Raw genomic sequence first — 24,243 nt, forward strand, 5'->3', positions numbered from 1 at the left:
CATTCGATCCACTCGGGCCAACCAAGGTATGCCAATTGATCAGGCCGCGAAGAATTGTGCGGTTTCCGTCGGCATGCTCTCCAAGTTGGAAAACGGTAAAGGGGTCAATTTCGAGCATGTCCTCCGAGTGCTGGAGGGGCTAGATCTGACACTCTTGGTTGTTCCAAAATCGCATGCCCACTGGCTGGAGCAGGCGGCTTCCCATGCCAGGATTAGCGACGAGGGTGCGTGGGAGCAGTCTGCATAGCGAACGCAAGCGATGTTTAGCCATATGCAATCGCAGTTGCGATCACGACTTGTGGATTGCATGTTGCGACCTTAAAGTTGCCGCGGTGAAGCGAAACGGACCTGTTGATCACCGTCTTGAGGGCGGATGGTCCGCTGGCCGCGTGCGCCAGACCGAATGGCGCCGCGGCCAGCGGGGTCTGCGCAGGAGTTTAGGAGACGCGCTTAACGTCATGTGTCGGAATGACGGTGTCTTGTATCGCTATGTCTCTACATGCGCGCTTGCGACAGGCGGGTACGAAAATGCACCGCTGTGCGCATCCCGTTGCGTCCCCCCCAGTTCCTTGCGGTAGCGGTTCAGGTCCTGCACCGATTCAAAGGTGCGCTCGAACAGCAGCGACATATTGTGCATGATCCGTTCAATGATCTTCTTTGCCCAGACTTCGTCTCATTTCGCGCTCCTTTCATAAGTGGTCAGGTCCTTTTCGCCGCTGTCCACGATAAACACGGCCAGCAGCTTGGCGGGCTTTCACATGCTCGCGTTGCGGCTGACGAGATGGTGCGAGCCCGCCTTTTCGTGGAAGCTTTCGCCCGCCTTGTAGACCCGTTCCGGTCCGTCACCGACCTTGCTGGCGATGCTGCCTGAGACAACACAGGCATAAATGAATGCCGACTTGGCGTAGTAGTGAGGCAAGGACGAGGCGCCCGGCGCGTACTCCACTTCCAGCGCGATAAGCGACTTGCCGGGCCTGTGGGGATGGCCCGGGAGAAGTTCTCCTTGACCGCATCACCGGTCCCATGTGCGGCTGCGGCGCCAGAGAACGCCATCACGGTGGCGGCAAGGAAGGGAAAAGAAGGCGTTGGGCTTTCATGTCTGTTTCCTTGGTACAGCGCTTGAAGTGGGTAGAGCGTGGATGACAATCCGCAGCTTCCAGTCCGGAAGGCGTTTTCGTCACGGGAGGCACACCCTCACGCGAGTCGAGGCAGCGATTTGTTGGGCGGCCCCGAAGCCTTGCTGGCTTCATCCCCCGCGCCGGTCTCGCCGGCGCGGCCTGGCGTAGCTGAAACGCCGCTCAGGTCTTGGCCGGCGATCAGCGAGTCGCCAAGGCTGCGGGAGTGGCCCGGCTGCGCCGATACGCCTTTCAGGTCGTGGCCGGCAGTCATGGAGTGGCTGGTCGCCCAGGCCAGGTCGGAAGCGAATGCCCACGCGGTCACGCCGGTGGACAGGATCGCAGTGGCGCCAAGTGCGCTGATCCAGTGGATCGGTTTCATAGTGAACTCCGTTTCTTTAACTACGATCAATGTAGTCGTAGTAAAGATAGCCCATCGTCCATCGAAGTGCAAGCACCTTGCGAGCACGCCATCGACCGACGTCGGTGTGCTGGGCCAGGGAGGCGAGGGTGTGCTGCTTCAGCTGTGTTTCCGGTCAAGTGCAAGACATGAACAGTCCATGGCTTGCCTGAAGTCTCAAACGATAACTACGACTAGACAAGTCGTAGTTATCGCCTATACTGGTTCTCATCGGATACCTTGATGGAGACATACCATGACTGCCGCGCAACTTGACGAAATCGCATTGACAATTGATCCACAGGACGACGACCCGCAGGAGACAGCCGAATGGCTGGAAGCCCTGGAGGGCGTCCTCGGCAACGTCGGGCCGGCGCGTGCGCACTATCTCATCGAGCGGCAGATTGCCCACGCGCGGCTGCGCGGGCAATTGCAGCCGCACTCGGGCGGCACGCCTTACGTCAACACCATTGCTGTCGACCAGCAACCACGCATGCCAGGCGACCGTGAGATCGAGCGCCGCATTCGCGCCTATACCCGGTGGAATGCCATGGCGATGGTGGTGCGGGCCGGCAAGACTTCGAATGTCGGCGGGCATATCGCCTCGTTTGCCTCCGCGGCCACGCTTTATGACGTGGGCTTCAACCACTTCTGGCGCGCGCCCACAGCGGATCACGGCGGCGACCTTGTCTTCGTGCAAGGCCACGTGTCGCCGGGTATCTACGCGCGCGCGTTCCTGCTGGGGCGGCTGGATGCCAAGCAACTCGACAACTACCGGCGCGAAGTCGGCGGGGAAGGGCTGTCCTCCTACCCCCACCCGTGGCTGATGCCCGATTTCTGGCAGTTTCCCACCGTTTCGATGGGACTCGGCCCGTTGATGGCGATCTACCAGACCCGCTTCATGAAGTACCTGCAAGCGCGCGGCATCGCGAAGACCGACGACCGGAAGGTCTGGGTATTCCTTGGCGACGGCGAAATGGACGAGCCCGAGTCCCTCGGCGCGATTGGCATGGCGGCCAGGGAGCGCCTGGGAAACCTTGTGTTCGTCGTCAACGCCAATCTTCAGCGCCTGGACGGACCAGTGCGCGGCAACGGCAAGATCGTGCAGGAACTGGAAAGCATCTTCCTGGGAGCCGGCTGGCGGGTGATCAAGGTGCTATGGGGTGGCCGCTGGGACCACCTGTTCGCACGCGACAAGAGCGGGGCGCTGGCACGGCGGATGATGGAGGTCGTCGACGGCGAATACCAGACCTACCGTTCGAAGTCCGGGGCATACCTGCGCGAGCATTTCTTTAATACGCCTGAGCTGAAGGCGCTGGTGGTCGACTACACCGACGATGACCTCTGGAGCCTGGACCGCGGCGGCCACGATCCGGCGAAGGTCTTTGCCGCATTCGCTGAGGCCGCGCGCGGCAGCGACGTGCCGACCGTGATCCTGGCCAAGACCATCAAGGGCTATGGCATGGGCGACCAGGGCCAGGCCTCCAACGTCAACCACCAGCAGAAGAAGGTGCAGCGGGAGGCCCTGCTGGCCTTGCGCGACAAGTATGCGTTGCCCGTTGCGGATGCGGATATTGAAGACGTTCCGTATATCAGCTTGCCCGAGGGATCGAAAGAGCTCACCTACATGCGCGGACGCCGCGAGGCGCTGGGCGGCTACCTGCCCGCGCGGCGCCAGAAGGCCGCATCGCTGCCGGCGCCCGCCTTGTCGGCATTTGACGCGCTGCTGAGAGCCACGCCCGAAGGGCGGGGCATGTCGACCACGATGGCCTTCGTCCGCATCCTGGGCACGTTGCTGCGGGACAAGGAACTGGGCCGGCGCATCGTGCCGATCGTACCGGACGAGTCCCGCACGTTTGGCATGGAAGGACTGTTCCGGCAGATCGGGATCTGGAACCAGGACGGCCAGCGCTACACCCCGCAGGATGCCGAGACGCTGACATCCTACAAGGAGTCGACGACCGGCCAATTCCTGCAGGAGGGCATCAATGAAGCGGGGGGCATGGCCGACTGGATCGCTGCCGCGACGTCGTACTCCACGCATGGCGAGCCGATGGTGCCGTTCTATATCTTCTACTCGATGTTCGGCTTCCAGCGCGTGGGCGATCTCGCCTGGGCGGCGGCCGATATGCGGGCGCGCGGCTTCCTGCTGGGCGGGATTTCCGGACGGACCACGATCAACGGCGAAGGCCTGCAGCATGAGGATGGCCATTCGCTGTTGTGGGCATCGTCGGTGCCGAATTGCATCAGCTATGACCCGTCGTTTGCGTACGAGCTGGCGGTGATCGTACAGGACGGCCTACGCCGCATGGTGCAGGAGCAGGAAGACGTCTATTACTACATCACCGTCATGAACGAGACCTATGCGCAGCCGGCCATGCCGGCCGGTCCGACCGTCGTGCAGGATATCCTCAAGGGCATGTACGCTTTCAGCAAGGCGGAATCCGCGGAATCGGTCCCGAGAGTGCAACTGATGGGCGCCGGCACCATCTTCAATGAGGTCATCGCCGCAGCCGCATTGCTGCAGCAGGACTGGGGCGTCGCAGCGGATGTGTGGGGCGTGCCGGGCCTGACCGAACTGGCACGCGACGGCCGTGCGGCCGAACGGCACAACCTGCTGCATCCCGAGGCGCCGCCGCGCGTTCCGCACGTGACCCGGCTGCTGCAGAATGCGCCGGGGCCGGTCATTGTCGCGACCGACTATATCCGTGCCCTCGCGGACCAGATCCGTGCCTATGTGCCGCAGAAATTCGTAGTGCTGGGCACTGACGGCTTCGGCCGCTCCGATACCCGCGCGGCGTTGCGCCACTTCTTCGAGGTGGATCGCCACTGGATCGCGATCGCGGCATTGAAGGCGCTGGCCGATGAGGGGACCATCCCCGGCACTCGCGTCTCGGAAGCGATTCGCAAGTACGGGATCGATCCGGAGAAGCCGAACCCGCTGCATGCCTGAACGACGAGCCATCGGGCACGCCGTCCGGCTCGATAGCCGGCCGGCGCCCGCGCAATGCTGCCGCCGACAGAGCTGCGAGGGATCGGAGGTGGTCCGTGCCGCCTCTCGCCGGCGTCGGGGCGGGCTGCTCAAGTCCGGCGCGCTGATCGGCGAGTACTCGTCCACGATGCACCACTCGGAAAGACTGCGCGACCGGATGGCATCCCTGACGTCGTGCGATTATCGACACGAACCTGGGTGATCGGCTTCATTGCGCAGCCAGATCCCGCGGCGGGGCCCCGTGCAGCAGGCAGGTGTTGCGCGCAAGCGCCAACCACGTGTTCGTATTCGCGCTGAAGCACTTCCCGACCTAATATAGGCCATGCCATCGGTGGCTCGGGGGGCTTTCCAATGATGATCGATCCGCCAGTCTTGCCATGTTGACGCGCAGAGCTTTCCTGCTCGGGGGGGCTGGCGCTGCGGGTGCGCTGGTGATCGGATGGTCCTTGCTGCCGCCGCGCCAGCGCATGGTGGGCGGCGAGCCGCTGGCGGTGCGCGACGGGCAGTTCGCGCTGAACGGCTGGGTCAAGGTGGGATCCGACAACACCGTCACGGTGGTGATGAACAAGGCCGAGATGGGGCAGGGCGTGCATACCGGCGCGGCGATGCTGCTGGCCGAGGAGATGGAGGCAGACTGGTCGCAGATCCGCGTCGAGCCGTCGCCCATCGACAACCTGTACAACAACATCGAGGGCGTGGTCGCCAACCTGCCGTTCCGGCCGGACGACAATGGCTGGCCCAGGCGCGCCGCCGCATGGTTCACGCGCAAGGGCGTGCGCGAGGTGGGCATGATGTTCACCGGCGGCTCGACCAGCATCCGGGACCTGTGGAACCCGATGCGCGAGGCCGGCGCAGCCGCCCGCATGATGCTGTGCGCGGCAGCGGCCAAGCAGTGGGACGTCAAGGTCGAAGCGTGCCGCGCGCAGGCCGGCAAGGTGGTGCACCCGTCGGGGCGCAGCGCCACCTTCGGCGAACTGGCCGCGGCAGCCGCGCGTGAGGATTTGCCAGGCAAGGTTGAACTGAAGGACCCGGGCAGCTTCAGGCTCATCGGCTCCCGCGCGGCGCGTCTGGACACCCCGGCCAAGCTTCACGGCACCGCCCGCTTCGGTATCGACGTGGTGGCGGAGGGAATGGTCTACGCCAGCGTGCAGATGTGCCCGACGCTGGGCGGCAAGCTGCAGGGGGCCCCGGCCGACGACGTGAAGAAGCTGCCCGGCGTGCTAGATCTCGTCGAACTGCCGCCGTTCCCGGGCGGCAGCGGCGGCGTGGCCGTGATTGCCAGCGATGCGTGGATCGCCATGGAGGCGGTGGAAAAGGTCCCTTGCAAGTGGGACGCGGGCGAGGCGCGGAACCTGTCAAGCGCCGGCATCCGCGACACGCTGGTGAAGGCGCTCGACGACGCCAACCCGCGCGTCTGGTACGAGCACGGTGACGGGCGCGCCATGAAGCAGGGCAAGCCCGCCATCCAGGTCATGTACTCGGCGCCCTATCTCGCTCATGCCGCGCTGGAGCCGGTCAACTGCACGGTACTGGTCCAGGAGGACCGAGCCGTCGTGTGGGCCGCCACGCAGATGCCCGGGCTGGCTCGCCGCTGCGTGGCGAAGACACTTGATCTGGACACGGACAAGGTCGAACTGCGCCAGCAATCCATCGGTGGTGCATTCGGGCGCCGGCTCGAAGTCGATTTCATCTGCCAGGCGGCCGCCATCGCGGCGAAGCGCAAGGGCGTGCCGGTGCAGACGATCTGGTCGCGCCCCGAGGACATGCGGCATGACTTCTACCGTCCAGCCAGCGTGTCGCGTTTCGAGGCCTGGCTCGAAGGGAACCGCAAGGTCATCGCCGTGCGCAATATGTCGGCCAGCCAGTCAGTGCTGGAGAGCACCGCTAAACGCAACTTCGGCCTGCCCGATATCTTCCTGTCGCGGCTGGACAAGTCCACCGCTGAAGGCGCTTTCGACCAGGCCTATGACTGGCCAGAGGTGTGGGTGGGGCACCGGACCGTGGATCTCGCCATCCCCGTGGGCTACTGGCGCTCGGTGGGGCACTCACACCATGCCTTCTTTATGGAGAGCTTTGTCGACGAGCTGGCGGTGGCGCTCAGCAAGGACCCGCTCGACTACCGCATGAGCCTGCTCAAGGATGATCGCCAGCGCGCGGTGCTTGAGCAGGCAAGAAAGATGTCGGGCTGGGGCCAGCCTTTGCGCAAGCAGCCTGGCGTTGGGAAGGTGGGGCGCGGCGTGGCCTTGCACGAATCGTTCGGCAGCGTGGTGGCGCAGGTCGCCGAGGTGTCGGTGGACAACGCGGGGCAGGTGCGCGTGGATCGCGTTTTCTGCGCCATCGATTGCGGCATGCCGGTCAACCCGACCCTGATCGAGCAGCAGGTCGAAGGCGGCATTGTATTCGGGCTGTCGGCGGCGCTGTGGCAGAAGATCACGCTGGAGCAAGGCAAGGTCACGGAGGATTACTACACCGCCTTTCCTGCCATGCGCATGCGGGACTGCCCGGACATCCAGGTACACGTGATGCCTTCGACGGGAACGCCACAGGGCGTGGGCGAGTCCACCACGCCGCCGATCGCGCCGGCGGTGGCGAACGCCTTGTTCAATGCCACCGGCGAGCGCTTGCGCGACCTGCCGCTGCTGAAGACCCTGCCGCCTTCCGGAGCCTGCGATGTCAGACAGTCAGATCAGTGTCAACGGTAAGAGCGTCGAAATCCGCGCGGACGGATGCACGCCGCTGTTGTGGGTGCTCCGCTGCGAACTCAAGCTGACGGGCACCAAGTTCGGGTGCGGTGTGGGCGTGTGCGGCGCCTGCGCGGTGCATGTCAACGGCAAGCTGCTGCTGTCGTGCCAGCACCAGGTGAGCGAGATGGCGGGAAAGAAGATCGTCACCATCGAAGGACTTGACGGCCCCGAGGCGAATGCCCTGCGGGCGGCCTGGCAGAAGCACGAGGTCGTGCAGTGTGGCTACTGCCAGAGCGCGCAACTGATGGCGGCGAGCGCCCTGCTCAAGCGCACGCGCAATCCGAAGGAGACAGAGATTGCCGACCAGATGAGCTGCGTGATCTGCCGGTGCGGCACGTATACGCGGATCAGGCGAGCGATTTCGGAAGCGGTGGCGATGCTGAGGGGGTGAGGGCGCCGGCGTGTGCGCGTGTCCCGGTCATCAGGCGAGCTTTGAAGTCTCAGGGGGAAGGCGATGAAGGATTCGGGAGGCGCTGCGACCGGGCGCGTGGAGCATTACACGCAACGAACCATGGTGAACTGGCTGAGCCCGCTGCAGCTTCCGTTTACCGCCATGCGCGTTGCCGTGGCGATGGCCGTCGGCGCCTTTGCGGACCAGCGCATGGTGCAGGCCGCGCTCACCACGCTGAATCCGAACCCACCGCTGCCGGTACCGGCTGACGAGCACGGCGGTGTCTGGGTCGACTATATGGCAGACACGGGCGACGGCTGGGACTCGACCTACTCCATGGCATTGTGCGTCAGCCACGCGGTGACGCTGCGCGACCAGGGCGTGACGTTGCCGCGGTCAAAGGTGCTGTTGCTGGGCGGCGACCAGGTGTATCCGACGCCTGCCCATGACGGCTACCGGAGTCGCTTCGTCGATCCCTTTCGTGCTGCTTTCCCGGCGCCAGTCGAGGTCACGCGCCCCGCATACAGCGACCAGTCGATCAGGTTGCCGGATGCGCCGTGGATGGTCGCCACGCCTGGCAATCACGACTGGTACGATGGCCTCCGTGGCTTCGCCCGCCTGTTCTGCAGTGGCAAGCCCGTGGGCGGCTGGGAGACACGCCAGCGCACCGGCTACTACGCCTTGCAGTTGCCCGGCGGCTGGTGGATCTGGGGCCTGGACCTGCAACTGGAGTCCGAAATCGACCGGCCGCAGCGCGAGTACTTCCAGAAGTTGTACACGGAGCTGCAGCCCGGTGACCGCGTGGTATTGTGCGCGCCCGAGGCGAGCTGGGTTGACGAGATGGAGCGCGTGCGCCGCGGGGAACGGCGCGCCGTGCCGTCCATTGAGACCAAGACGCCGCGCTTTCGAAGCCTGAGCGAGATCGAGGGCATGCTGGGCGACCGGCTCGCACTGGTGCTGGCCGGCAATTCGCACCATTACGCGCACTACGTGCCGCGAGAAAGCACCACGGGGCCGCATCGCATCACCTGCGGAGGCGGCGGCGCATTTCTTCACGGCACGCATCTGCTGCCGGATCCACCGAGGCCCATCGTCGTGGGCCCGGCCAGGCAGCACTACGAGCTGAAGTCCGCATATCCGGAAAAGGCGACCTCCCGGCAATTGCGCAATCGCGCGTGGCAATTGCCTGCGCGCAACCTCTCGTTCTGTGCGCTGGTGGCGATCCTGTACCTGCTGTTCGACTGGATCGTCCAAAGCGCGAGCCTGGTACCGGTGCCCGGGCGCGACCATCGCAGCTTCATCCAAAGGCTGGCCGACCTCGAAGTGACATTCGGGAATATGTGCGAGGTGTATCACGAACTGTTCCGGATCATGGCGCACAGTCCGGCGTCAGTGGTGTTCGCAGCGGGTATTGTCTTTTGCTGTGGTGCGCTGTCGACCAGGGATGTCAGGCGCGGCGTCGGGCTGGCGTGGGTTGTCGGCGCCTGGCACGGGCTGCTGCACCTGGCACTGGCTGTCGCCGTGCTATGGCTCGTCACGCGTTTCAATATCCATGGCTTTGGCGCGCACAATGCGCCGCCCATCTTGCTGTTCCTGGTCGAGGCCATGCTGCTGGGCGGCGTCCTCGGCGGTCTGCTGTTTGGCGTGTGGATGGTGTTGGGCAACGCGCTGTGGCGCCTGCACCCCGAGGAGGTGTTCTCCTCGCAGCGCATCGCCGACTACAAGTGCTTCCTGCGGATGCGGTTCGAGGGTGGGCAATTGACGATCTATCCGCTCAAGCTGGAGAAGGTTTGCAGAAACTGGAAGCTGGGTGAGGGCGTCAGGCAACTGACGAAGGTCCGCGGCAGCTGGCGCGTGCGCGCCCAGCCCGGCGCAACCGGTCCCCGCTTCGTGCCGGCTGACGGTCAGGTATCGCCAACGGAGGCGGTGCAGATGATCGAGGAGAAGGCAATCATCATCCAACGGTAAGCATCCCAACGATAGGGAGCGTCATGATGAGCAATGCGCTTGCCTACGATGTCGTCGTCATCGGCAGCGGCTTCGGTGGCGCGGTCGCGGCCTGCAGGCTCGCGCAGGCCGGCCGCAAAGTTCTGGTGCTGGAGCGTGGACGGCGCTGGAGCCCGGCGACTTTCCCGCGCGACGAGAATGATGCCTGGTTGTGGAACCAGGAGCGCGCACACCGCTTCAATGGCTGGGCTGATATCCGGACATTCTCCGACGTATGGGTTATCGCCGGGGCCGGAGTCGGTGGCGGCTCGCTGATCTATGCCAACGTCTCGGTGGAAGCCAGGCCGGAAGCCTTCGAGCGAGGCTGGCCGAAAGAGGTGACCTATGCCGGCCTGCAGGCCCACTATGCGGAGGTAGGACGCATGCTCGCAGTGAGCGAAGTGCCGGATAAGCAGGAGAGCGAGCGAACCAGGCTGCTGCGCGAGGGGGCGCAAGCATGCGGATGGGGCGGGCGCTTTCGCAAGCTGCCGCTGGCCGTGACGTTTTCCGAGCATTGGGACCCCGCACAACAAGACGCCCGCGACGACCGGCATTCGGTGAAATTCCTGAACCAGCACGGCAGGTGGCAGGGCACTTGCGTCCATTGCGGCAACTGCGACGTCGGGTGTCAGGTATCGGCCAGGAATACGCTGGACCTGAATTACCTGGCGGTGGCTGAAGACAACGGTGCCGAGATTCGCCCCTTGCACCTGACGGACAGGCTGGAGCCGCTGCAGCAGGGCTGGCGGGTACGCTTCAGGAAAATTGACCCGGAAGAACAGACGACGAGCCCTGGCGAAGTCACGGCCGCCAGGGTAATACTGGCCGCCGGCTCCATCGGCAGCACCGAGCTACTGCTGCGCTGTCGGGATGAACATCGCACGCTGCCGGGGCTTTCGCCGCGGTTGGGATATGGCTGGGCCCATAATGGCGACTTCGTGACGCCAGCTTTCTATGGCAACAGGACGATCTCTCCTGCTCATGGCGTGACCATCTCCGCCGCGATCGACCTGCTGGACCACAGCGGCCCGAACGGACAGGCGCTCTTCGTCGAGGACGGTGGCATCCCGAACCTCGCAGGCAACTTCATTCGGCGCCATATGAAGCGAACCCGTTCCCGCAAGCTGCGCGCGGTGTGGAAGGACGTGGGCGGACTGTTTGACGACGGCGATCCGATCGAGGGGATGATGCCCTGGTTCGGGCAAGGTGTGGACCCTGGCGATGGCCAGCTGAGACTGGGCCGCAGGTGGTACGCGCCGTGGCGTCGGGTGCTGCGGCTCCACTGGTCCTATCAGTCATCGGTGGCCGTCATCGAGGCCATGATTGCAGCGCATACGCGACTCTCCGAAGCGACCGGCGGGGACCCGTGGGTGCCGCTCACTTGGCGGCGGTGGCATAACCTGATCACACCGCACCCGCTGGGAGGCTGCAATATGGGTACCTCCGCCGCGGACGGTGTCGTCGATGCATCGGGCCGGGTATTTGGCTACAAGGGGCTCTATGTCATGGACGGTGCGATCGTCCCGCGTCCGCTCGGCCTGAACCCTTCGCGCACCATTGCTGCGCTCGCGGAGCGTAACGTGGCGATGCTCTTGCGCGAGCAGGATTGACGCAGGGGCCGCGACGCTCGCATTCCCGCATCTCCAGCCCCTTGAGACAGCGCGTGACATAGCGTCGTAGCTGACCTGTGTCGGATCGTATCGGATCTCGACGGACTCGGCGTGGCCGGTCTGGCCCGTGGCCACCTTCTCGTATCGCGCCGTGCTTGCCGCGCCGCCGGCGTAGCCGGAGGTGACCGGCTTCCTGTCAGGAGGGCTGATCAGCCAAAGGTAAAGGCGAAAGCTTGCACGCCGGGGTCGAGAAACTCAATCGCAAACGTGCGGTCGCGGACGTCCTCGCGTTGGCGGACAAGTTGATAGAGGCGTTGCGCCGTGACTACGCCGCTGCCGTCGGCAGCAACATCCGTACCGTGGGAAACGCCCGGCGCGTTGCCGTCGATGGTCACGCGAAAGCGAATGGGTTTTCCGTCCTCGCCGGGACCCAGCACCAGATGCAGGTCGCGAGCATGGAACCGGTGGATGATGCGTCCATTGGGCTGTTCCAGCGTCGCTTTCTCCTCGCCGACGTTCCAGTTGCCGGCAAGGCCCCATTGATTGAGACCGAGTAGGGACGGTGCGGCGTAGTCTTTCGGCTGTCCCGCTTTCACGCCACCGGGCGAGGCAAAATTTTCCGCGCGCGTGTGGCCGATATAGGCTTCCGGCGAACGCAGCGCGTTGTTGTCGGCCGCCATCTCCACGCCCTGCGCTGCGTTGCGGGTTGTCATGGCCAGCTTGTCCACGTCCGCATTGCCCGCTTCGGCAATCAGCTGCCGGATCACGGCTTCGGACTTCTCGTACGCGCCCTCGCCAAAATGATGGAAGCGCACGCGGCCCTGGGCATCGATGAAGTAGTGCGCCGGCCAGTAGTTGTTGCCGAATGCGCGCCAGATCGCGTAGTTGTTGTCGATCGCGATCGGATAGCTCACGCCGAGGTCGCGCGCGGCCTTGCGAACGTTATCGGTGTTGCGCTCGAACGCAAACTCGGGTGCATGTACGCCGATCACGACGAGACCCTGGTCGCGGTACTTCTCGGCCCATGCCTTCAGGTAAGGCAAGGTGCGCAGGCAATTGATGCACGAGTAGGTCCAGAAGTCCACCAGCACGACCTTGCCACGCAGCGCTTCGGCGGTCAGCGGCGGCGAGTTGAGCCATTCCACTGCCCCATCGAGGCCAGGGAAGGGGCCTTCCACCGGCAGTGCCATTCGACGATCCGCCGCCGTCAACCCGCGCTCGGCGGAGTCGGTCGATGTCGCAACCGGTTGCGCCTGCATGGTCATCGTGCCACTGCCGTTGCGGCCGGGGGAAAGCCCATCAATCAGGCGCTGTTCGAGTCCGCCGGTGGCCACGGTTGAGATCCGGCTGAGCACACCGGTATCAAGTCCGAGCGCAATTGCGGCAACACCAGCCAGCATCGCCGCCCCGATGCCGCGTCGGACCCATTCGCCGGCGTGGAGCGAGCGCTTCATCGCGGCGAACACCCGTCCGCCGATCAACAGCGCGATAGCCAGCGAGGTGGCGGCGCCAGCCGCATAGGCCACCAGCAGCAAGCTCGTGCCAAGGCTCGGGCCTTGCAGCGCCGCGCCGGTCAGCACGAGGCCAAGGATGGGGCCGGCGCACGGTGCCCAGAGCAAGCCCGTGGCGATGCCAAGCAAGAATGACGAGGCGGGACCGGTTGGATGGCCGTCGGTCCGGGCGAAGTTCGACAGACGGCTGCCCGAGTTGACCAGCGGGCGCATCAGGCGATCGGCGAGGCCGGGCAACAGCAGGGCCAGTCCGAATACGGCGAGCAGCGCGATAGCCAGCCAGCGGCCATACTGGTTGGCCTGCACCACCCAGCTACCCCCGACCGCAGCCAGCGTGGCCACGCCGGCAAACGTAACGCCCATACCGGCCAGCAGCGGCAGGCCGTTGCGCAGAAATGGCTGCTGGGCGCGCGCGAACACGAACGGCAATACGGGCAGGATGCAGGGGCTCAGGATCGTGAGCACGCCGCCAAGGTAGGCGAGAATCGGAAGCAACGGCAACATGGCATTTGATCCAGTAGGCAGTAGTGGGGCGGTACATCATGGCCGGCGCCATCTGCGGCATGGCGCTGGCCGGCTTCAGGGCCATCATCCAGGATTGCGCAGGCCGCCGGCGGGGACTCCCATGCGCCGCCGCGCGTCGCATGCCGGGCGTGCGGTCACAAGTGCTGACCACGGACTCCATTAAAGGAGACCGATGTATCGCGCCCGTAGATCGCCCGGACTGTTTTTGTCAGCGCACGTATCCTTGCTGCAGTCTGATACAGACGGATACATGAATCGGGGGAGGGGGCATCGCGCGCCGGCTACCTGCCGGGGAACCGCTGCGCTCGATCCGCACCATGGCAAACCAGACGCTGGTGAAGATGGACCAGTTTTGCGCAGATGTACGAGGCCGATATAAGGGTGGCCGGCCCAGCATCGCGCCGGAGAAGTTGACGCCCGCTTGACGCTGCCTCAACTCAGTTCGTACTTCTCGCGAACTAGGTCACCAATGCCCATGCGGTCAAGCACTCCCAGCGGGCACAGGTAGGTGACACGGACGGCGTTTCCGGAAGTACAGCAGCCGCCGCTCGTCCATCGAGCTTGCTGGCGGGCAATTGGCTCAGGAACGTCGTTCATTGCCCTGCGACAGTTGTGTAGCGGCTCAAGCAGAAATCTTCCGGCATGGAATCAGTAGACCTCGACGATCAGTTCGATTTCCAGGCAGGCGCCGAGCGGCAACTGCGACACGCCGAACGCGCTGCGCGCGTGCTGGCCGCGCGTGCCAAACACTTCGGCGAGCAGTTCGCTGGCGCCATTGGTCACGAGGTGCTGCTCGGTGAAGTCCGCTGTCGAATGGACAAGGCTGGTGAGCTTGACGATCCGCACGATCGAATCGAGGTCGCCGGTGGCGGCGTGCAGCGTCGCGAGCAAGTCGATGGCAACCAGGCGGGCCGCCGCGACCCCGTCGGCGGTGCACAGGTCGTCGCCAAAGCGGCCGGTCCGAACCTGGCCATCGACGCGAGAGAGATGGCCGGACACGTGGATCAGCTTGCCGGACCGCACGCTCGGCACATAGGCCGCCGCCGGGGCTGAAGCCGTGGGCAGTTCGATGCCGAGTTGCGCAAGCTTGTCATAGATTCGCGGGGCCGGCGCGAACGCCGGACCGTTCGGTTTCAGGCGCATGCCGGGCTTGAGATGCTGCCATGGCAGGTCCGCCGGATCGGCGATGAACGGACCGGGTGCACGCACCACGAAAATGTCTTCCGCGATCGCGGCGAAGTCGGCTCGGAAATGCACCGAGCTTTTGTTCACGAGAATCTTCATCCCCGCCGGTTCGATGCCGACCGCGCGGTACATGTTGCGGTCGAGCAGTTGTGCCTTGGTCGAGCTGACGGCAACGAGCACGCCGTCGAGCCGCAGTCGCGCCATGGGTCCCAGGTTGGCAGCCTTGCCGTGCATCATCGGTCCGCCGTAGACGAACTTGCCTTCGGACAGTGCCTCCACCTCGAAGGTCGCCCGCAGCGGGGCATCCTCGCTCACCTGTGGGCAGCCGCCAAGCGCGATATCGATCCTCGCGCCAACTCCAGCCTGGTGCGCGGCCGCAGCCGCGGCGGGATCGCAGATGATCCCGATCGCGGCGTCCTGCGCGCCGGCCTTGAGAAGCGCACGCAGCATGCCCATGGTGTTGCCATCGCCGCCGACGCCCGGGTTGTCCTGCGTGTCCGCAAGGATCACTGGCCGCGTGGCCTTTTGCGCGATCTGCATGGCACGCTGCACCGCTGCATCCGGCTCCTCGAACTGCACGGCCCACTGGCTCTCGGGTTCACAGATGCGCGCGAGCAGTGCCTCGACGGCCCGCTCGACGCGGGCTTTGTCGAAGCCGTACCCCCAAACGACGGGACCGCACTCGGTGAAGTCGGCCGCGGGAAAGCCCGGTGTGAACGACAGCGAGAGCACGCCTTGCGGCTCCAGCTCTTCGAGCAGCTCGTAGATGCCTTGAGCGGGCTGCATCATTGTGGACATGCTGTTGACCGGTATCAGGAACGGCACGCGTCGTGCCACCAGGTGCGCACGCGTCTCCCGCCTGCACAACTCCAGCAGCATCTCGGCTGCCCGTTTGCCGGTGGCGGCCATATCCACGTGCGGATAGGTGCGATACGCCACCACCCCATCCGCCAGCGCGAGCATCCGTTCGGTAACGTTGGCATGCAGATCCAGCGAGACCACGATCTTCATGTCCGGGCCGGCCGCGGCACGGATGCGCGCCAGCAACTCGCCCTCGCCGTCGTCTAGGTGCTGGGCCACCATGGCGCCATGCAGGTCGAGATAGATCGTGTCGTACGAGGCCGTCGTCACCGCCTCCACGATCTCGCCGGCGATGCGCTCGTAGGCATCGGTCGTGACATGGGCCGAGGCACCGGCAGCCGCCCAGATCACCGGCGTGACGGTGTGACCGTGCTCGCGAACATGGTGGATGAAGCCGCTGATCGGCACGTTCACGTCCAGCAGGTCGTAGATCGCCTCGCCGCGCACCATGGCGGGAAAGTCCTCGCCACGGACGAAGCTCTCGTACGTGGCCATGGTTGGGGCGAACGTATTGGTTTCGTGCTGGAAACCGGCAACTAGGATATTCACGGAGAACCTTCCTGGAACGGGATGCTGGAACGAGGGGGGGCCGGCGACACGAGCGCGGGCGCCGCCATGGGAACGGCCGTAAGGGGTAGTCTTATTGCGGCGTCAGCTTGATCGAGGCGGCCATCTTCCTGAATTTCTCGGTCTCGTCGACGTAGAACTTCGCGGATGCCTCGAGCGTCTGTGGCTTCATCGGCTGCACGCCGGAGAGCTCAAGCGCCTTGATCAGTTCTGGCGACCGCAGCGCTTGTTGCGAGGCGTCCATCAATACACGGGCACGCTCCGGCGGAATACCGGCCCTGCTCATGACGCCGAGCCAGATCGAATAAACAAACTCGGACTTGCGCGCGACGCTGGTTTCGGAGATGGCAGGCACATCGGGCAGCGTTCGCATGCGCTGCGTGTCCAGCACTGCGACCGCCTTGATCTTGTGCGTTTCGAGCAGCTGCGTGGAGGCACCGAGGTTTGGCAGGATCGTCATGTCGATCTGGCGACCGGTCAGGTCTGCCAGCATCGGCGTGGCACCCTTGTACGGCACCTGCAGCATCTTGGCGCCGGTTAGCTGAGCCATGTATTCGGCGACGATGTGGTACATGGTCCCGTAGCCCGGATTGCCGAAGGTCAGGCTCTTGCTGCCTGCCGACTTGCCGGCCGCGATGATCTGTTCGAGCGAGTTGTACGGCAGGTCGCTGCGCGTCATCACGACGAGCGGGTGGTTCGAGACCGGCGCCAGCAGCGCCAGCTCCTCCGACTTGTACTTGGCGCTGGCGAGCGCCAGCGGCGTCAGGATGGCCTCGTTGGGCGAGCCCATGATCAGCGTGTAGCCGTCGGCCGGGCGGCTCAGCAGCCGCTGCACTGCCAGCGCGCCGCCGGCGCCGGGCAGATTCTCGATGACCACAGGCTGGCCGAGCGCCTTGGCCATCGCCGGCTGCATGGCCCGCGCCAAAACATCAGCAGGCCCCCCCGGCGGGAATGCGACCAGCATCGATATCGGCTTGGTGGGAAACGCTTCGGCGGCGGACGCCGGCGCGCTGGTCAGCGTAATCCCCAGGAGGGCGGCACTAAGCGCCATCCAGCGTTTGACGGGGGGTAGTCCTCGGTCTTGCATGTCATCCTCCACTTTCTTAGGCCTTCTCGCGTAGATACGAGAATCGGTCGTGAGGCGGATTGTTGGCTGGAAAATTCGTTCGAGGAACAGCAATCTTTACACGAGATCGTTGCCCTACGGGCAACGCGGAGCTCCGTCCAGCGCGCCAATTGATCGGGTATATCTTTCGTCACCTGGAACGTATTCTGGTGGCAGCCATGCGCCCGTATCGCGCGGTTGCTAGATGGCGCAGCACGCAAGCGAGGTGCTGCTCGAGGCGGCAAAGGTGTTGCAGGAGTATGCGCTCACGTATCGCGCGGGTACTGCTGAGGTCGTGATCAGCCGCTGGGTGTTGCGAACTGATTCGTGCAGGGTTTTTGCGTGCGCCTGTATCAAAGCGCCGCAGCGATACGTGCTCTTACACAAACGCCTCGCAAAAGCTACAGGCGGGATACAGCGGTCGCCTCAAATACGTCTTGTGGCGCAGCGACGAACAGCAACGATGCGGCTCGCGACAGCGCTCTCATTGAAGGAAATCGATCGTGACTACCAGAACCCAGTTCCGTCATCTCGAGGCACCCGCCGACCTGCACGCCGCCTTCGGCATCATGCAGCAACTGCGCCCCCATCTGCGCGACAGCCAGGCATTCGCAAGCCAGGTGGCGCGCCAGCAGGCGCAAGGCTACCATTTGCTGGCCGCCTGCACGGACGGCGCGGTGGTCGGCCTGGCAGGTTATCGCCTGCAGGAAAACTTGATCTACGGCCGCTTCGTCTATGTGGATGATCTCGTGATGGACGCCGGCCGGCAACGCGGTGGGCTCGGCGGCGAGCTGCTCGGCAAGGTGCGCGAGCAGGCCGTGGCGCTCGGCTGTGCACATTTCGTCCTCGATACCGGCCTGCACATGGCGCTGGCGCAGCGTTTCTATTTCCGCCAGGGGCTCCTGGCGAGGGGGCTGCATTTCAGCGAGCCGCTACCAGCGGGCGGGGTGGCATGATGCGCGCGCTATTGCTGAACTGCAGCCCGCACGGCAAGCAAAGCCATGGCTTTTGCCTGGCCGCTGAGGCCATCGCCACAATCGCGCAATCCAGTGACGGAGTTCCTGCTGCTTCACGGGCTGACGCGCGGCGATGACGCGGTGGCTGCGGCGCTGGCCACCGCGCGCGGAGAACTGGCGCGCTGGGCGCGGATGCCACAAATGGCACCGTTCGATGCGGAGGCTCGCGAATGCCTAGCCGGCCTGGTACGCCCCCGGCGCTCGCCTCAGCCGGACATTGCCCGTTCTAGCCGCCGCGCCGGGCGTGCTGCATGGCGGCACGATCCGCCATCATTCCTGCCGACCGCAGGGGGTCTGTAGCGGGTGTGCCAGTCGACAGTTGATGGGCAGGGTGGCTCAGCCAGATGTTTTGTACGCGCAGGCGGGTCAGAACGCACGCTCGGAGCTTGCTGTCAATGGCAGTGAAGGGAAATCAGTCTGCGCCTCTTCCTGTGGTCGCTGATCGACCCGTCACGGTCGTTTGCATCTTCCCGCTATCAACGTCCACTTGGCCAGGTACAACGGCCAGTCGAACTGCGAAGCCGCCCGGCGGACCTGCCACACCATGCCGAAACAGGGCGTTCGTACGGCAAATGCGCGAGCGGAAGGGCAAAACTGGGGTGACTCCGGTCATTTGTCGAGCCGAATCTGGATGGCCGATACTGGCCCGAAGGGGCCAAAAAAGGAGCTGGCCTGGGCTGGCTCGAACGACGTGCTTCGCGGCAGGCGAGCGCCCGCGGCACAGGCAGTGCAGACGGCCTGGCAGCAGGGCAGGTGTAAGGCCTAGGCCATTCCCTCACCGTGAAAAGACGGTCTTCCCTCCCACGATGGTCTCGAGCACCTGGATATCCTTGATCCGTGCCGGTTCCTCCAGCGGGCTGGCGGACAGGATGGCGAAATCCGCGAGCTTGCCCGGTTCGATCGAGCCGCGGCTGTTCTCCTCGAATGCCTGCCATGCAGCGTCGATGGTGACCGCGCGCAGCGCCTGGGTGGGACTGATGCGTTCCGACGCCCCGATCACCTTGCCGCTGCTCGAAATCCGGTTGGCCGCCGACCACATCAGGCGCAGCGGATCCATCGGTACCACGGGTGTGTCAGTGTGGATGGTGAACCGCAGCCCCCGCTTGAGCGCGGATTCCGCCGGGCTGATGCGCATGGCGCGCTGCGGCCCGAGGAAGACGTCGCGGTGCCAGTCACCCCAGTAGTAGGTATGCAGGACAAAGAAAGTCGGGATCACGCCCAGTGCCTTCATCCTGTCGAGCTGGTCGTCGCGCGCCGTCTGTGCGTGGACGATGATGTGGCGCGCGTCGGCACGGGGGAAGGCCTTCTGTGCTTCGCTGAAAGCGAACAGGATGTCGTCAATGGCGGCATCGCCGTTGCCGTGGATGGCGATCTGCCGACCTGCTTTGTGTTGCTCGAGCACCAGCGCGGCAAGCTGTTCGCGCGGCATGGTGGGGTAGCCGTGATAGGCGTGATCCTTGCCGGGCGCGTGCACGTGGTATGGCTGGCTCAGGTAGCCGGTATAGCCCTGGATCGAGCCGTCATCGAAAAGCTTGGTGGCACCGATCCTGAGCAGTTGCGGATCCGGTGAGCGGAACTCGGCCTTGCCTTCGATCAGCGCCTTGGCGACAGGAGCGGTGGGCCAGAGTACCAGGCGGATCGGCAGTTGCCCCTGCGCGGCCGCCTCCTGGACCATGCCCAGCAGCCTGGGATTCCCGAGGGCGCCGTCTTGCGCTGTCGTCACGCCTTTGGCCGAGTAGATGTCGGTGGCCTTGCGGATCGCCTCGAGATTCTTCTCGCGGCTCGGCGTCGGTATCCTGGCCGCCACCGGCGCCAGCGCGGGGGTCTCCTCCAGTACGCCATTCAGTTCGCCCGTGGCGGCATCGCGCCGGAATTCGCCACCCTGCGGATTCGGGGTGTCCCTGGTGATCTGCGCCAGTTCCAGGGCCTTGCTGTTGGCAACGGCAAAGTGGCCCGAGACGTGGCGAACGAAGATCGGATGATCGGCGGATACCCGGTCCAGGTCGGCTCGGGTCGGGTGCCGTTTCTCCGTGACCAGGGTGTCGTCATAGCCGTGGCCGAGGATCCATTCTCCCTTGGGCGTGATTTCGGCCTTGCGCTTCAGGCGCGCGACGATCTCGTCGATGTTCTTGACGGTGCCCACGGGGGCACTGCTCAGGTCAACGGAGAATGCCTCCGCGGTACCCGTCGCCAGGAAATGGCTGTGCGCGTCGACGAAGCCGGGAATCAAGGTTTTCCCCTTCAGATCGACCACCCTGGTGCCTGCCCCGGCCAGTGCCTCGATGTCGCTCCTGCGTCCTACCGCCTGGATGCGGCCGTCGCGTACGGCTACTGCTTCCGCGGTGCGATTGCCGGCGTCCACCGTCAGTACTCTGCCATTGAGGTAAATCGCGTCTGCATTCGTGGCCGAATTTTCCACGGCAGCGCAGATCGACGGCCCTGTGACGCCGCCCGCCGCAAGTGCCACTGTCAGGGCGCATCTGATGGACCGCATCTTCGTTGTCGTTCTCATATTCCGGTATCTCCTCCCTTGTCCTTGTGCTTGACCTCGGTTCTGCTTGCAGTACCCTCCCGGAATCAGGGGTGGGCAGGCCAGCCTAGCTCAAGAGCGGGAGGCGCTCGTAGATCCAGAAGACGACGATCTATGGTGCCAGTGGTCATGCCGGCGATGCTGTCAGCGGGCCGACGCTGATCCCGTACGAGCAGCAGGTTCTCTCAAGGCTTGCCTTCGACCCGCTACCGTCATTCGCACACGATTTTGCGAACGGCCGAAGTTCGGCGATCCAGCGGTTGCCGGATACGCCCAGTCGCTCCAAAACTGAACACATCGATTCAAATTACAACACTTCACGAGGCGCATCTGATGGACAGCGTCTGAAAAAGACGTCGCCAGACACGGGTACAGTTCATGCGTCAAGGCTTGCGAGGACAGGAGACCTCATATTCATTACGACCTTGGAGACGACATGACCCACCTGAACATCGCTAATCGCGTCGACAGCTTCTTCATTCCCTGCGTGACCCTCTTTGGTCCGGGCTGCGCGCGCGAAACGGGCGCTCGCGCCAAAGCACTTGGGGCCAGGAAGGCTCTCATCGTCACGGATGCCGGCTTGTACAAGATGGGGCTCTCCGAGGTCGTCGCGGGGCACATTCGCGAAGCCGGGCTCCAGGCCGTCATCTTTCCGGGTGCTGAGCCCAATCCCACCGACGTTAACGTTCACGACGGCGCAAGGTTGTTCGAGCGGGAAGAATGCGACTTCATCGTTTCGCTCGGCGGCGGTTCATCGCACGACTGCGCGAAAGGCATCGGCCTCGTTTCCGCCGGAGGCGGACATATCCGCGACTACGAAGGCATCGACAAATCAACGGTGCCAATGACGCCGCTGATTTCGATCAACACGACCGCTGGCACTGCTGCGGAAATGACACGCTTTTGCATCATCACTAATTCGAGCAATCATGTGAAGATGGCAATCGTCGACTGGCGTTGCACGCCGTTAATCGCCATCGACGATCCGAGCCTGATGGTCGCGATGCCGCCCGCCTTGACGGCGGCGACCGGCATGGACGCATTGACTCACGCCATCGAGGCATACGTTTCCACCGCCGCCACGCCAATTACCGATGCCTGTGCGGAAAAGGCGATCGCGCTGATCGCCGAATGGCTGCCCAAAGCGGTGGCGAACGGGGACTCGATGGAAGCACGCGCGGCGATGTGCTACGCCCAATACCTTGCCGGCATGGCCTTCAACAACGCATCACTCGGTTACGTGCACGCGATGGCCCATCAACTCGGCGGCTTCTACAATTTGCCCCACGGCGTGTGCAACGCGATCCTGCTGCCGCACGTGTCGGAATTCAACCTCATTGCCGCGCCGGAACGCTACGCGAGAATCGCCGAACTGCTAGGCGAGAACATTGGGGGCTTGAGCGCGCACGACGCCGCCAAAGCTGCAATCTCGGCGATCCGGACCCTTTCCGCGTCGATTGGCATTCCGGCGGGTCTGGCAGGCCTGGGCGTCAAGACGGACGACCATGAAGTGATGGCAAGCAATGCGCAAAAGGATGCTTGCATGCTGACGAATCCGCGCAAGGCCACGCTGGCGCAAGTCATGGCAATCTTCGCTGCGGCGATGTAATGCGTATGTTCCCTGCTGCGAAGGCAGGAGGGGCGGGCAGACTGCGGACCTTTAGGGAGCATCACCGAAGGTCCGCTTGTGGCCGGCGACTGCTGTTGCGTTCGCGCAAGATTCGGCGGCTACGGTGAACCGTAGTATGGGGGGGGCGGGCGTGCGCCGGCATTGCCGTGACGTAGCGATAAGTTGCTATAACGTTGCGCTTATCGGCAAGGTTGGCGCGCCGCCGAGCATAGTGGTTCTCCGCTGCGGCGACGTTGGAGGCATCTGCACGGACGGGGAGCCACCTATATGCGTCGTCCCTGTCATTGGCGTTTGCGACACCACTTCTAGTCCGATCCTTCCCGTTTCGGAGCATTCCGCTTTCGCGGGCGTGCCTGTACAAGCTTGCAAATGACGCCGGAGTTTCATCAACGCAGTCAGACTCTATTGACGGTTAGATCGCGTTTTAGAATGACTGAACGGGTCTCATACTTATGGAGGAAGGGCATTGCCTTTACCCCGAACTAAGCTTTTGGTGCATCTATTCGGTTGAACAAAGGGGATCGTATGGCACCGCTGACGCAGGACGTTTTGGGGTACGAGGAATGGCTGCGTCATCAGTGCGATGTCGTAGAAGGCGACCTGCTTTTCAAGCATGAGCGCATGCGGAAGGACGCACATACGTTCCTGCGAGCGACGTATTTCCGTTGGGCAAAGGGTACTTTACGTTTCGCGGCCGACTGCCTCGACACTCCGTCCGTGCTAGCTATTGGCGATTGCCATGTCGAGAACTTCGGTACCTGGCGTGATGCAGAAGGACGGCAGGTATGGGGTGTCAACGATTTCGACGACGCTGCAATCATGCCTTATTCATTGGATTTGGTGCGGTTGGCAACCAGCGCGACCTTGGCCCAGCGGCGCGAGTCTCCTGCGCCAGATGTTTGTGCGGCCATTCTCGAAGGCTACGTAAACGGTATCCAGCAGCCAAGGCCGGTCTTGCTTGAACAGGGCTTTCCGTGGTTTGGCAAGCTGATGTGGGAGCTCATCGACAAACCTCAGGAATTCTGGCAATCCCTGGAGAATTTGGAGCATGTGAATCCGCCGCGCGGAATCGTACGAATGTTCGAGCGAAGCCTACCCCGGGGAGCCACGCTGGAATGGGTCGCGCCGAGGCGGCGTGGCGGTGGAGGTCTCGGCCGTCCCAGGTATTGCGCTATGGCGAACTGGCAAGGTGGGGCGATCGTCCGCGAGGCTAAGGCACTGGTGCCGTCGAGCTGGTACTGGGCTAACAACCGAAAGACGAAGGCCTCACGATTTATTGACGTAGCAAACGGCGCATACCGTTCCCCAGATCCCTTTCTTCAGATTTGCGACAGCTTCATTCTGCGGCGCATCGGACCAGACAGCCGCAAGCTCGACATCGATGATGTTGCGAAGGCGGGAAGGGGGCCACAGTTGTTGGAGGCAATGGGGCGCGACGTTGGGTCGATCCATGCCGCGCATAGGCGCGTATCCGAAGTGCTGACGCATCTGCGCAGCCAGCCCAAGGGATGGCTGCTCGACTGCACCGCGCGCTCAACGGCCAGCGTCCTCGAAGACTACGACACCTGGCGAACCCTCGTGCCTTCCGATTCACCGCGGCAGTCCGACCGTAGGCCACATAGGAAGGCGCACAAACGGGGTCAATGACAACCGCCCACTTCCCTTTTGGACGTCAAGGTCGTGCCGCCGCGCAACTGTATGGTATCGGCATTGACCGCCGAGATTTGAGCGGGGGAGGCGGGTGTCAAGCCTTCGGCGGACGCCCCGTTTTCACGGCTTCGAGCTTCCTGATTGCCGCCAGCAGCTCCTTCGGCGACCTCTCGGTCAGCAGCAACAACCCAGCACGCAGAATTTCGCTCTTCTTGATGCGCACGCCACCCTCCAGACAGCGCCCCTTCAGTTCAGCGATCTTCTGGTAGTCCGACTTCGGCATCGTGAAACTGTCGCGTACCACCTTTTCGCGCTTGGCTAGGAAGTGGCTGTCACAGTAATGTCATTTGGATGCCGACATAATCGATCATCAAGCAACTCTGCAGCTTCGAATGATGCACGTAACGATTCGTACTTTTACTATC

The 24,243-nt window shown here is 63.9% G+C and carries 15 protein-coding genes and 3 pseudogenes; 9 read left to right on the forward strand and 9 right to left on the reverse strand.

Going from position 1 to position 24,243, the window contains the following annotated elements:
* Positions 1-28: 28 nt before the first annotated feature.
* Positions 29-247, forward strand: coding sequence for an XRE family transcriptional regulator (locus CTP10_RS31165; RefSeq protein ID WP_233528023.1), 219 nt, complete (start codon positions 29-31; stop codon positions 245-247).
* A 240-nt stretch (positions 248-487) separates the two neighbouring features.
* Here the strand turns inward: CTP10_RS31165 and CTP10_RS31170 are convergent.
* From CTP10_RS31170 to CTP10_RS31180, 3 genes and pseudogenes are all read right to left on the reverse strand, one after another.
* Positions 488-673: pseudogene (locus tag CTP10_RS31170) on the reverse strand (hypothetical protein); the annotation flags it as partial.
* A pseudogene (locus CTP10_RS31175) lies at positions 674-1,053 on the reverse strand (cupin domain-containing protein).
* Between the two features lie 141 nt (positions 1,054-1,194).
* Positions 1,195-1,497 (reverse strand): hypothetical protein, encoded by a 303-nt coding sequence (locus CTP10_RS31180; protein ID WP_116318557.1) that lies wholly within the window; start codon positions 1,495-1,497, stop codon positions 1,195-1,197.
* Between the two features lie 274 nt (positions 1,498-1,771).
* On the opposite strand from CTP10_RS31180, the gene aceE reads away from it, so the two are divergent.
* The 5 genes from aceE to CTP10_RS31205 all read left to right on the forward strand — a co-directional run bounded on the left by aceE (position 1,772) and on the right by CTP10_RS31205 (position 11,238).
* Complete coding sequence (gene aceE / locus CTP10_RS31185; protein WP_116318558.1) at positions 1,772-4,468, forward strand: pyruvate dehydrogenase (acetyl-transferring), homodimeric type; 2,697 nt, start codon at positions 1,772-1,774, stop codon at positions 4,466-4,468.
* Positions 4,469-4,884: 416 nt separating this feature from the next.
* Positions 4,885-7,209 (forward strand): xanthine dehydrogenase family protein molybdopterin-binding subunit, encoded by a 2,325-nt coding sequence (locus tag CTP10_RS31190; RefSeq protein ID WP_116318559.1) that lies wholly within the window; start codon positions 4,885-4,887, stop codon positions 7,207-7,209.
* On the forward strand, positions 7,178-7,642 hold the full coding sequence (locus CTP10_RS31195) for a (2Fe-2S)-binding protein (RefSeq protein WP_116318560.1): 465 nt from the start codon (positions 7,178-7,180) through the stop codon (positions 7,640-7,642). The genes CTP10_RS31190 and CTP10_RS31195 overlap by 32 nt, the downstream gene beginning before the upstream one ends.
* A gap of 120 nt (positions 7,643-7,762) precedes the next feature.
* Positions 7,763-9,610, forward strand: a complete 1,848-nt coding sequence (locus CTP10_RS31200; RefSeq protein ID WP_116318632.1) for a preprotein translocase subunit YajC — start codon at positions 7,763-7,765, stop codon at positions 9,608-9,610.
* Between the two features lie 23 nt (positions 9,611-9,633).
* On the forward strand, positions 9,634-11,238 hold the full coding sequence (locus CTP10_RS31205) for a GMC oxidoreductase (protein WP_116318561.1): 1,605 nt from the start codon (positions 9,634-9,636) through the stop codon (positions 11,236-11,238).
* Positions 11,239-11,304: 66 nt separating this feature from the next.
* Here the strand turns inward: CTP10_RS31205 and CTP10_RS31210 are convergent.
* From CTP10_RS31210 to CTP10_RS31230, 4 genes and pseudogenes are all read right to left on the reverse strand, one after another.
* Positions 11,305-11,424 (reverse strand): annotated as a pseudogene (locus CTP10_RS31210) (peptide-methionine (S)-S-oxide reductase); the annotation flags it as partial.
* 23 nt (positions 11,425-11,447) lie between these two features.
* Positions 11,448-13,253: a cytochrome c biogenesis protein DipZ gene (locus tag CTP10_RS31215; protein ID WP_116318562.1), complete on the reverse strand. Its 1,806-nt coding sequence runs from the start codon at positions 13,251-13,253 to the stop codon at positions 11,448-11,450.
* Between the two features lie 669 nt (positions 13,254-13,922).
* Positions 13,923-15,869, reverse strand: a complete 1,947-nt coding sequence (locus CTP10_RS31225) for an Atu1372/SO_1960 family protein (protein WP_116318563.1) — start codon at positions 15,867-15,869, stop codon at positions 13,923-13,925.
* Positions 15,870-15,960: 91 nt separating this feature from the next.
* Complete coding sequence (locus tag CTP10_RS31230; protein ID WP_147316199.1) at positions 15,961-17,067, reverse strand: tripartite tricarboxylate transporter substrate binding protein; 1,107 nt, start codon at positions 17,065-17,067, stop codon at positions 15,961-15,963.
* A gap of 428 nt (positions 17,068-17,495) precedes the next feature.
* On the opposite strand from CTP10_RS31230, the gene CTP10_RS31235 reads away from it, so the two are divergent.
* Positions 17,496-17,948, forward strand: coding sequence for a GNAT family N-acetyltransferase (locus CTP10_RS31235; RefSeq protein WP_233528024.1), 453 nt, complete (start codon positions 17,496-17,498; stop codon positions 17,946-17,948).
* 835 nt (positions 17,949-18,783) lie between these two features.
* On the opposite strand, the gene CTP10_RS31240 is transcribed toward CTP10_RS31235, so the two are convergent.
* Positions 18,784-20,370, reverse strand: a complete 1,587-nt coding sequence (locus CTP10_RS31240) for an amidohydrolase (RefSeq protein WP_199414543.1) — start codon at positions 20,368-20,370, stop codon at positions 18,784-18,786.
* A 604-nt stretch (positions 20,371-20,974) separates the two neighbouring features.
* Between CTP10_RS31240 and mdh the strand changes: the two genes are divergently transcribed.
* Positions 20,975-22,147, forward strand: a complete 1,173-nt coding sequence (gene mdh, locus CTP10_RS31245; protein ID WP_116318567.1) for an iron-dependent methanol dehydrogenase — start codon at positions 20,975-20,977, stop codon at positions 22,145-22,147.
* A 546-nt stretch (positions 22,148-22,693) separates the two neighbouring features.
* Positions 22,694-23,815, forward strand: a complete 1,122-nt coding sequence (locus tag CTP10_RS31250) for a DUF2252 family protein (protein ID WP_116318568.1) — start codon at positions 22,694-22,696, stop codon at positions 23,813-23,815.
* A gap of 97 nt (positions 23,816-23,912) precedes the next feature.
* Here CTP10_RS31250 and CTP10_RS31255 read toward each other — a convergent pair whose 3' ends face one another.
* Positions 23,913-24,101 carry a hypothetical protein gene (locus CTP10_RS31255; protein ID WP_116318569.1) on the reverse strand — a complete coding sequence of 63 codons (189 nt, stop codon included), beginning with the start codon at positions 24,099-24,101 and terminating at the stop codon, positions 23,913-23,915.
* Positions 24,102-24,243 lie beyond the last annotated feature (142 nt).

The organism is Cupriavidus sp. P-10, from assembly GCF_003402535.2.
GTDB lineage: Bacteria > Pseudomonadota > Gammaproteobacteria > Burkholderiales > Burkholderiaceae > Cupriavidus.

What these genes read in the sequence shown, in the direction of transcription:
- CTP10_RS31190 (WP_116318559.1), top strand. Translation starts at nt 4,885, where the DNA reads ATGTTGACGCGCAGAGCTTTCCTGCTCGGGGGGGCTGGCGCTGCGGGT.
- aceE (WP_116318558.1), top strand. Translation starts at nt 1,772, where the DNA reads ATGACTGCCGCGCAACTTGACGAAATCGCATTGACAATTGATCCACAG.
- mdh (WP_116318567.1), top strand. Translation starts at nt 20,975, where the DNA reads ATGACCCACCTGAACATCGCTAATCGCGTCGACAGCTTCTTCATTCCC.
- CTP10_RS31165 (WP_233528023.1), top strand. Translation starts at nt 29, where the DNA reads ATGCCAATTGATCAGGCCGCGAAGAATTGTGCGGTTTCCGTCGGCATG.
- CTP10_RS31180 (WP_116318557.1), bottom strand. Translation starts at nt 1,497, where the DNA reads ATGAAACCGATCCACTGGATCAGCGCACTTGGCGCCACTGCGATCCTG.
- CTP10_RS31215 (WP_116318562.1), bottom strand. Translation starts at nt 13,253, where the DNA reads ATGTTGCCGTTGCTTCCGATTCTCGCCTACCTTGGCGGCGTGCTCACG.
- CTP10_RS31205 (WP_116318561.1), top strand. Translation starts at nt 9,634, where the DNA reads ATGATGAGCAATGCGCTTGCCTACGATGTCGTCGTCATCGGCAGCGGC.
- CTP10_RS31255 (WP_116318569.1), bottom strand. Translation starts at nt 24,101, where the DNA reads ATGCCGAAGTCGGACTACCAGAAGATCGCTGAACTGAAGGGGCGCTGT.
- CTP10_RS31250 (WP_116318568.1), top strand. Translation starts at nt 22,694, where the DNA reads ATGGCACCGCTGACGCAGGACGTTTTGGGGTACGAGGAATGGCTGCGT.
- CTP10_RS31200 (WP_116318632.1), top strand. Translation starts at nt 7,763, where the DNA reads ATGGTGAACTGGCTGAGCCCGCTGCAGCTTCCGTTTACCGCCATGCGC.
- CTP10_RS31195 (WP_116318560.1), top strand. Translation starts at nt 7,178, where the DNA reads ATGTCAGACAGTCAGATCAGTGTCAACGGTAAGAGCGTCGAAATCCGC.